Origin of the sequence: Mycobacterium sp. (assembly GCF_052143115.1) — a bacterium.
Lineage (GTDB): Bacteria > Actinomycetota > Actinomycetes > Mycobacteriales > Mycobacteriaceae > Mycobacterium.
Map to the genome: position 1 here is coordinate 1 of NZ_JBKQTQ010000193.1, position 8783 is coordinate 8783.

At 64.7% G+C, this 8783-nt stretch carries 10 protein-coding genes; 3 read left to right on the forward strand and 7 right to left on the reverse strand.

The genetic code is table 11. From position 1 onward, the window contains the following. The 7 genes from ACLQI9_RS20375 to ACLQI9_RS20405 form a co-directional block, all read right to left on the reverse strand. A partial coding sequence (locus ACLQI9_RS20375; protein WP_442392066.1) for a class I SAM-dependent methyltransferase occupies nucleotides 1–335 on the reverse strand: 335 nt, incomplete at its 3' end. Beyond that, nucleotides 332–946, reverse strand: a complete 615-nt coding sequence (locus tag ACLQI9_RS20380; RefSeq protein WP_442392067.1) for a DUF4389 domain-containing protein — start codon at nucleotides 944–946, stop codon at nucleotides 332–334. The genes ACLQI9_RS20380 and ACLQI9_RS20375, both read right to left, overlap by 4 nt. Nucleotides 947–977: 31 nt before the next feature. Further along, nucleotides 978–1385, reverse strand: coding sequence for a nuclear transport factor 2 family protein (locus ACLQI9_RS20385; RefSeq protein WP_442392072.1), 408 nt, complete (start codon nucleotides 1383–1385; stop codon nucleotides 978–980). After that, nucleotides 1385–2263: a TIGR03619 family F420-dependent LLM class oxidoreductase gene (locus tag ACLQI9_RS20390; RefSeq protein WP_442392068.1), complete on the reverse strand. Its 879-nt coding sequence runs from the start codon at nucleotides 2261–2263 to the stop codon at nucleotides 1385–1387. Before ACLQI9_RS20390 ends, ACLQI9_RS20385 begins: the two co-directional genes overlap by 1 nt. Next, a complete protein-coding gene (locus ACLQI9_RS20395; protein ID WP_442392069.1) occupies nucleotides 2260–3429 on the reverse strand; it encodes a thiolase domain-containing protein in 1170 nt (389 codons plus the stop codon). Before ACLQI9_RS20395 ends, ACLQI9_RS20390 begins: the two co-directional genes overlap by 4 nt. 1 nt (nucleotide 3430) lies before the next feature. Then, nucleotides 3431–4492: a thiolase domain-containing protein gene (locus ACLQI9_RS20400; protein ID WP_442392070.1), complete on the reverse strand. Its 1062-nt coding sequence runs from the start codon at nucleotides 4490–4492 to the stop codon at nucleotides 3431–3433. A gap of 10 nt (nucleotides 4493–4502) precedes the next feature. Further along, nucleotides 4503–5495: a Zn-ribbon domain-containing OB-fold protein gene (locus ACLQI9_RS20405; RefSeq protein ID WP_442392071.1), complete on the reverse strand. Its 993-nt coding sequence runs from the start codon at nucleotides 5493–5495 to the stop codon at nucleotides 4503–4505. Between the two features lie 70 nt (nucleotides 5496–5565). On the opposite strand from ACLQI9_RS20405, the gene ACLQI9_RS20410 reads away from it, so the two are divergent. Genes ACLQI9_RS20410 through ACLQI9_RS20420 form a run of 3 tightly spaced genes read left to right on the forward strand, consistent with a single transcriptional unit; the run spans nucleotide 5566 to nucleotide 8567 of the window. Next, nucleotides 5566–6597, forward strand: coding sequence for an LLM class F420-dependent oxidoreductase (locus ACLQI9_RS20410; protein WP_442376855.1), 1032 nt, complete (start codon nucleotides 5566–5568; stop codon nucleotides 6595–6597). Nucleotides 6598–6651: 54 nt separating this feature from the next. Beyond that, entirely contained in the window at nucleotides 6652–7368 is a 717-nt protein-coding gene (locus tag ACLQI9_RS20415; protein ID WP_442376857.1) for an acetoacetate decarboxylase family protein, read from the forward strand. Beyond that, a complete protein-coding gene (locus tag ACLQI9_RS20420) occupies nucleotides 7365–8567 on the forward strand; it encodes a cytochrome P450 (protein ID WP_442376859.1) in 1203 nt (400 codons plus the stop codon). Before ACLQI9_RS20415 ends, ACLQI9_RS20420 begins: the two co-directional genes overlap by 4 nt. Nucleotides 8568–8783: the final 216 nt, after the last annotated feature.

The window sequence follows — 8783 nt, forward strand, 5'->3', positions numbered from 1 at the left end:
GAGCACAGCACCAGCCCGACATGCACCGAGTCAAAACTGTTGTCCGGGAAGGGAATCGATTCGCCGATGCCGTCGACGATGTCGACGGCAATGTTGCGGCGGCGAGCTAGCGCTGAAGCCATTCGGCGCATTGCAGGCTCTGGCTCAACGGCCGCGACCGACGTCACCGCGGGCGGAAGGAACATCAAGTCGGTTCCCGGGCCCAGGCCTACCATCAGCAACCGGCCGGTCGCATTGCTCATCGCCTCGCGCCGATACCTGCGGTAGAACAGCCGGTCGAAGAGCGGCATGCCGAGTCGATAGATGTACGGAAATAACGGATTACGGCGGGTCATCGGTTACCCAGATCCATGCGGAAAGGCGGATATTCGTCGCGCATCAACGAGACGTATGCGGCCACCCGGTAGCGCCACCGAACGATACCCAACAAAAGGTCGAACATGCCCTGGTTGATCGTCCCCTTGCACAACAACCACAGCGCGTTGATAACGCAAAGCACTTGCAGCAGCGGCTCCATCGCCCAGCACAGGATTATCTGGGGCAGGCCGAGCAGCCACCACTTCACCAGCACAGCCCACTTCGAGAGCCGTTCCGGATAGTCGACCTCGAGGTCCGCTGGGTAATCCGGCCGCGAGGCAAGTGTGAAAGGTGGGTACTTGTCGGTGCCGTTCATTGGAAATCGATAATTCATCACCCGCCACGACCAGCGCAGGACCCCGACGTTGAAGTCGAAGAGCGAGCGCGGATACCGTCCGGTGAACAAGATGGCGACGCCGGCAACGATGGTTACCAGCGGGTAGGCCAGGTAGAGCAGTATCAATATCGGATAGTGCGGCGCCGCCAGCACGCACCACTTGAAGAGACAGAGCCAACGCGAGGGCGCGTCGAATTCGCCTCGTACTCGTACGGGATCGTCCCTGGGAACGGGCTCGTCCACGCCGTCCATAATTTGATTACGGGGGAGACGGGTGCTGGGTTCAGATCTTGCGTGCGCTCGCGGTTGCCCGGTCAACCTCCCAGTACGCGCGCAGCGCCACCAACTGGCCGTCGTCGTTGGCCTTGTAGGTGAACACGCCTTCGGCGGTGACCTGATGTCCGGCCGCCGTGATCAGGATGTGGCCGACGTTGGCTTCCTCGTTGCCGCACTGGTAGGTGTCGCGGAAATGAAACTCGATCTTGTCCGTCGGGGCAATCGCCATGTCCCAGAACGCCGAAATGGCGTCACGACCCCGGTGCCCCTTGCCCTCGGGATCGAAATGCGACGGCCCGATCGGGTCCTCGACGATGGCGTCGTCGGCGAACACCGCCAGCCACGCGTCTTTGTCTCGGGCCCCTACCGCATCGCGGGAGCGCTTGCCGGCCAGGTGTGCGGGCGAGTCGGTCATCAGTCCTGCCATCCCGAGTGGATATAGGTGTCGGCGAAGCGTTTCAGCGAATCCTTCTTCTTCTCCAGCGGCGCGTCGAAGCCCAGCCCGTCGAAAACCCAAGGAATGACGATGTTGTCGGTGACACCGACCTCGGCCAGCTCGCGATGACCGTCCACGCCGAACTTGTCGATGCAGACTGCCTGGTATTCGAATGGGACATCAGCTCGGTCGTACTCGGCGAGCAACGCGTTGAGTTTGCCGATCGTTTCGGCGAGTTGGGCGCAGGTCATCATGGCGCTGGTCCAGCCGTCGCTGACGCGAGCGGCACGCTTGAGCGCGACTTCGGTGTGGCCGCCGACGTAGAACGGCACGGGTTGGCTGGGCGCCGGGCTCATCTGCAACCGGTCGAAGTCGTAGAACTCTCCGTGGAATTCGACCATTCCGCCGGCCAGCACCAGCTTGATGACCTCGATCATCTCGTCGACACGCGCGCCGCGGCGCTTGTATGGCACTCCACACCATTCGAATTCCTCTGGTGCCCAGCCGATTCCCACACCGAAGCCGAACCTGTTGTTGGTCAGGTTGGCCACCGAACCGACTTGGCGTGCCAGCAGCAGCGGATTGCGGGAGCCCAGTTTCATCACGTTGGTGTAGAAAAACAGCTTCGAGGTCACCGCGCCCATCGCGCCGGCGGCGATCAGTGGATCGACCCACGGCGTGTCCTCGTTCCACATCCGCGACCCGTCGGCGGTGTACGGGTAATCGGCGGCGGCCTTCTCCATATAGAACAACGAATCTGGCAGCGCGATCGCGTCGAATCCCACCTCTTCGGCGGTCTTTGCGATGTCGACCAACTGATCGATCGGCCCCATCGCGATGCTGCAGGTGTACTTCACGGCTTATCGGCCCCCACTACCCACATCGAGTAATACTGCGAGCCACCGCCGTAGGCGTGGCCAAGTGCCTTGCGCGCGTTCGGAACCTGGTGATCGCCCGCCTTGCCCATCACCTGGATGGCCGCCTCGGCGAACCGGATCAGACCGGATGCGCCGATCGGGTTCGACGACAGCACGCCGCCGGAGGCGTTGAGCGGGATCCGCCCGCCGATCTCGGTTTCGCCCGCCTCGGTGAGCTTCCAACCTTCGCCCTCGGGCGCGAACCCGAGGTTCTCCAGCCACATCGGCTCGAACCACGAGAACGGCACGTAAACCTCGGCGGCGTCGATCTCGTCGATCGGGCTGGTGATGCCTGCCGCCTTCCACAGCGCCTTGGCGGCGTCGCGCCCGGCCTGCGGGTTGACCTGGTCACGGCCGGAGAACGCCAGCGGTTCGGTGCGCAACGCGGTGGCGTGGATCCATGCCACCGGATGGCCTTCGGCGACGCGGTTGTCGGCGACGTCCTCGTTGCCGATCACCACCGCACAGGCGCCGTCGGAGGACGGGCAGGTTTCGTCGAAGCGAATGGGGTCCCACAGCATCTGCGACGCCATCACCTTTTCCAGCGTGATGTCCGGTTGATGCAAGTGCGCCAACGGATTCTTGGCGCCGTTCAGCCGGTCCTTGACCGCCACCATGGCCCCGATGTGCGTCGGCGCGCCGGATCGGCGGATGTAGGAGCGCACGTGCGGAGCAAAGTAGCCGCCCGCACCGGCGCCGACCGGCTTGGTGAACGGCACCGGAATGCTCAACGCCCACATGGCATTCGACTCGGACTGCTTCTCCCACGCCATCGCGAGCACGCGGCGATACTTGCCCGACTGCACCAGGCTCGCCGCCACCACACCGGTCGACCCGCCGACCGAACCCGCGGTGTGCACGCGGATCAGCGGCTTGCCGGTCGCGCCCACGGCGTCGGCCATGAACAGCTCCGGCATCATGACGCCCTCGAAGAAGTCCGGCGCTTTGCCGACGACGACCGCGTCGATGTCGTCCATGGTCGACCCGGAGTCGGCCAACGCCTTGTCGATGGCCTCGCGAACCAGGCCGTTCATCGAGACATCTTGGCGCTTGGCGACGTACTTCGTCTGCCCGGTGCCGAGCACCGCAGCGAGCTGGCCCGCCATCTTATTTCCCTTCCAGCACGGCGACGAGATTCTGTTGCAGCACCGGGCCGCCGGTCGCGTGCGCGAGCACCCGGCCTGCGGAGCCGTCGAAGATGTGTTGTGCCGCAAAGCCGATGCGCTCCAACCCGGCGGAGAACATCGGGTTGGCCGCCAGCGCGCCGCCGGACGGGTTGACCTTCGCCGACGACGGCAGGCCGATGGCCTCGGTCAGGATCAGCTGCTGATGGGTGAACGGCGCGTAGATCTCCGCCACCTCGATCGAGCCGGTGTCTCCGCCCGTCGCGGCCTTGGCCGACGCCGCCGTCGATACAGACGTGGTCAGGTCCCGGGCACCGAGGACCGGAGTCTCGATGCGGTGCTCGATACCGGTGATCCACGCGGGATTCTTCCGGAGCTCGCGGGCCTTGTCGCCGGCTGCCAGCACGATCGCCGCCGCGCCGTCGGTGATCGGCGCAATGTCGTGGCGCCGAAGGGGATCGGCGAAGTACGGCCGGGACAGCAGCTCGTCGATGCTCTTCGCCGGCTGCTCCGAGTCGGTGCGCTCGGCAACGGCGAACGAGTCCAACGCCACCTGCGCCATCTGCTCGGCCGTCCATTTGCCGGCGTCCAGGCCGAAGCGGGCCTGCAGCCCCGCCATCGACACCGCGTCCGGCCAGAGCGGCGCGACCGTGTACGGGTCGGTCTGCAGCGCAAGCACCCGGCGCAGGGTGCCGGCCGAGGACTTGCCGAAGCCGTAGACCAGCGCGGTGTCGACCTGACCGGTCAGCAGCTTGATGTAGGCCTCGTAGAGTGCCCATGCGGCGTCCATCTCCACGTGCGACTCGTTGATCGGTGGCACCGCCCCGATCGAGTCGATCGCGGAGATGAATGAAAATGCACGGCCGGCAAGGTAATCCGACGAGCCGGAGCACCAGAAGCCGATGTCGGTCTGCTCCAGCCCGAGCTCGTCATAAAGCGCGTGGAAGCACGGCATCAGCATTTCGACGCCGTTGGTGGTGCCGTCGGTGCGGCGCACATGCGGCGCATGGGCGAATCCGACGACAGCTACATCCCGATCGGTCACGTTATTCCCTTTACAGGTGGTGCTTGTAGGTGTCGTAGTCGGCGTCAGGTTCGCCGGTCGGCTTGAAGTATTCGATGTTGTCGATGCCGAGGCCCCATTCCTCGCGGGGCTTCCACACCGCCTGCACCCGCATGCCCATCCGCACCTCGGAGGCGTCGATCTCCTGAATCAGGTGCAGGAACGCGATATCGGCGCCGTCGAGCAGGACGTAGGCCGCGACGTACGGCGGCTTGATGCGCTGGCCGGCGAACGGGATGTTGATGATCGCGAACGTCGTCACGGTGCCCTTGTCGGGCAGCTCGAGGAAGTTGTCGAGTTCGAGGCCGGTCGCCGGGTCTGCTTCCTTCGGCGGGAAGTACACCTTGCCGTCCTTGCCGGTTCGAGCGCCGAGCAGCTTGCCCTCTTCGAGACCGCGCAGGAACGCGCTCTCGGGAAGCGAAGCGGTGTGCTGGATTTCGATGCTGCTCGGCGTGACCTGGACCGTCACGGGATCGCGGTCGTCGGTCGTGTCCGGAACGGGCTCGGCCTCGTCACCGAGCGCGAAGTAGGCGATGTCGGTGATCGCACCCGCCGGTTCGTCGACCCAATGCACATGCACCCGCGCCCCGCTGCTGATCGCGTCGGACGATCCGGCGTCGACCGCGTGCAGCAGTGGAATGTCGGCGCCGTCGAGCTTGATCAGCGCCCAGGCGAACGGCCGGTCCAGCGGCTGCCCCTCCAGGGGTTCGGGCTGCCAGGTCCACGACAGCACGGTCCCGACGCTGGCCACCGGTACGATCTCGGTCAATCGTTCGTAGGTCACGGGGTCGAACTCGGCGGGCGGGACATAGACCCGGCCATCCGAGCCCCGGACACCGACGATGCGTCGCTCGCGCAGGGCGGTGAAGAACTGGCTGAGGGTGGGTCCGACTGAACGGGTGTAGTCGAAGGACAGCCTCAAAGGTGCCGAGAGTGGCGGCTGATGGGTATCGATCTGCACCGGGCTGCTTTGGCTGGTGGTCACAGCATCGAGTAGAACAGGTTCTAAGAATGGTTTCAAGATACGGTCGGGACCTGCAGGAAAGGCGGCTCTCATGAAGCTCGGACTCCAGCTGGGATATTGGGGCGCGCAGCCGCCGGAGAACCAGCCCGAACTCGTGGCTGCGGCCGAGGACGCCGGTTTCGACGCGGTGTTCACCGCCGAAGCTTGGGGATCGGATGCCTACACGCCGCTGGCCTGGTGGGGTTCGTCGACGCAGCGGCTAAGGCTGGGCACCTCGGTGGTGCAGCTGTCCGCGCGCACCCCAACCGCGTGCGCGATGGCGGCGCTGACGTTGGATCACCTGTCCGGCGGCCGCCACATGCTGGGGTTGGGCGTCTCGGGTCCGCAAGTGGTGGAGGGCTGGTACGGCCAGTCGTTTCCCAAGCCGCTGGCCCGCACTCGGGAGTACATCGACATCGTCCGCCAGGTGTTGGCCCGGGAAAAGCCGGTGACCAGCGACGGGCCCCACTACCCGCTGCCGCTGACGGGGGAGCGGGCGACGGGCCTGGGCAAGCCACTCAAGCCCATCACCCACCCGCTACGCGCCGACATCCCGATCCTGCTGGGTGCCGAGGGGCCGAAGAACGTCGCGCTGGCCGCCGAGATCTGCGACGGCTGGTTGCCGATCTTCTACACACCCCGCATGGCCGACACCTACAACGAGTGGCTCGACGAGGGATTCGCCCGGCCCGGTGCCCGTCGCAGCCGCGAGGACTTCGAGATCTGCGCGACCGCCAACATCGTCATCACCGACGACCGCAGCGCCGCCTTCGCGGCCATGAAGCCCTACATCGCCCTCTACATGGGCGGGATGGGTGCGGAGGACACCAACTTCCACGCCGACGTCTACCGCCGGATGGGCTACGCCGAGGTGGTCGACGACGTGACGAAGCTCTTCCGCAGCAACCAGAAGGACAAGGCCGCGACGATCATCCCCGACGAAGTCATCGACGACGCCGCGATCGTCGGAGACCTGGACTACGTGCGCAAGCAAATCAAGGCCTGGGAGGCTGCGGGTGTGACCATGATGGTGGTCAGCGGGCGCAGCACCGAGCAGATCAACGAACTGGCCTCGCTGGTCTAGTCGGGTTCTCAGTAGGTATTGCCGGACGAATAGAACACGTTCTAGATTGGCCCGATGACAGCCTCGCAGCACACCATCGCCGGCACGGTGATCACGATGCCGGTGCAGATCCGCCAGGCAAATCAGCACATGGCGATGTTCTCGGTGGACGCCGACGCCGCCCAGCACCTGATCGACTACAGCGGCTTGCAGGTCTGCCGTTACCTGCCTGGGCGCGCGGTCGTGGTCCTGATGTTGATGCACTACATCGACGGCGACCTGGGCCAGTACTACGAATTCGGCACCAGCGTGATGGTCAACCCGCCCGGATCGAACGCGAGTGGGCCGCGCGCCCTGCAATCGGCCGGCGCCTTTATCCATCACCTGCCCGTCGATCAGGCGTTCACGCTTGAGGCGGGAACCAAGATCTGGGGCTACCCGAAAGTGATGGCGGACTTCACCATTCGAGAAGGCCGTCAGTTCGGGTTCGACTGCAGTGTCGATGGGCAATCGGTGATTGGGATGGACTTTCGTCCCGGCCTGCCGATTCGGCTGACGCCGCGCCAGCAGGCACAGCGCAGCTACTCGCACCGCGACGGGGTAACCCGCGAGACCGCCTTCGAACACACGCTGGACGGCGTGCGGACCCGACTTGGTGGAGTGCGCGTTCGGCTGGGCGATCACCATTATGCGAAAGACTTGGCGTCGCTGGGTCTTCCGAAGCGCGCGATGCTGTCCAGTTCTGCTCACCAGGTACAGATGACATTCGGCGACGCTCAGGAGATCTCATGACAGTGACTTCAACGACCAAACCAGATGTGGATCTGACGGACGGCGCTTTCTACGCGGGCGACTCCCGGGCGGTCTACCGCTGGATGCGGGAGAACGAGCCGGTGTTCCGGGACCGCAACGGGTTGGCCGCCGCTGCCACGTACCAGGCTGTCATCGAGGCCGAACGCAAACCCGAGTTGTTCTCGAATGCCGGTGGCATCCGGCCCGACCAACCGGGCGTCGAGATGATGATCGAGATGGACGACCCGCAACATCTGTTGCGGCGCAAGCTCGTCAACTCCGGTTTCACCCGCAAACGGGTGAAAGACCTGGAATCCAAGATCGATGCACTGTGTGACACGTTGATCGACGCGGTGTGCGAACGCGGCGAATGCGACTTCGTCTGGGATCTCGCCGCGCCGCTGCCGATGGCGGTCATCGGAGACATGCTCGGCGTGCGCCCGGAGGAACGCAAGATGTTCCTCAAGTGGTCCGACGATCTGGTCAGCTTCCTGAGTAGCACTGCGGCGCAAGAGGATTTCCAGGTAACCATGGATGCCTTCACCGCCTACAGCGAATACATGATGGGCATGATCGCGGCCCGCAAGGAGGAACCGACCGACGATCTGGTCAGCGTCCTGGTGCATGCGGAGGTCGAAGGATCGCGGCTGGAAGACCACCAGATCGTCACCGAGGTGCTGCTGCTATTGATCGGTGGCGACGAGACCACACGTCACACGCTGTCCGGCGGTACGCGGCAGCTGCTGCTGCACCCCGACCAGCACAAGCGCCTGACCAACGACTTGGGATTGTTGCCGAACGCGATCGAAGAGATGCTGCGCTGGACGGCGCCGGTGAAGAACATGGCCCGCACGATCGCCGCCGACAACGAGTTCCACGGCACCCAACTGCACCAGGGCGAAAAGATGATCCTGCTGTTCGAGTCGGCGAACTTCGACGAGAAGGTCTTCGAGGATCCGGAGACCTTCAACATCGAGCGCTACCCGAACAACCACCTCGCGTTCGGCTTCGGCACGCACTTCTGCCTAGGCAACCAGCTCGCCCGGCTGGAGCTGTCGATCATGCAGACCCGCCTGCTGCAACGCATTCCGGATATGCGGCTGGCGTCGGATGCCGAGCTGCCATTGCGGCCGGCGAACTTCGTGTCCGGCCTGGAGAAAATGCCGGTGGCGTTCACCCCGAGCGCGCCGTTGGGCTGAAGCCTTGCGCCCCCGCGCAGGGTCAAGTCACATCAGCACCATCGGTCTCTCCCGGTGTGGTTGTCGCTCGGAGGCGGGCAAATAGTTAGGCCCTGTTGCCTCATGTCAATATGCCCGCGACGGTATTCGTTGCCTCATGTGCCGGATGCCCGCGACAACTGATTGGTGGCCTGGTTTGCTGGTGCCCGCGTGGGCGGTGCTTTGCGTTGGGGTCCG

Bases quoted from the DNA above. Each gene is read 5' to 3' on its own strand.
- ACLQI9_RS20395 (WP_442392069.1), bottom strand. From the start codon at position 3,429: ATGGCGGGCCAGCTCGCTGCGGTGCTCGGCACCGGGCAGACGAAGTAC.
- ACLQI9_RS20415 (WP_442376857.1), top strand. From the start codon at position 6,652: ATGACAGCCTCGCAGCACACCATCGCCGGCACGGTGATCACGATGCCG.
- ACLQI9_RS20420 (WP_442376859.1), top strand. From the start codon at position 7,365: ATGACAGTGACTTCAACGACCAAACCAGATGTGGATCTGACGGACGGC.
- ACLQI9_RS20410 (WP_442376855.1), top strand. From the start codon at position 5,566: ATGAAGCTCGGACTCCAGCTGGGATATTGGGGCGCGCAGCCGCCGGAG.
- ACLQI9_RS20385 (WP_442392072.1), bottom strand. From the start codon at position 1,385: ATGACCGACTCGCCCGCACACCTGGCCGGCAAGCGCTCCCGCGATGCG.
- ACLQI9_RS20380 (WP_442392067.1), bottom strand. From the start codon at position 946: ATGGACGGCGTGGACGAGCCCGTTCCCAGGGACGATCCCGTACGAGTA.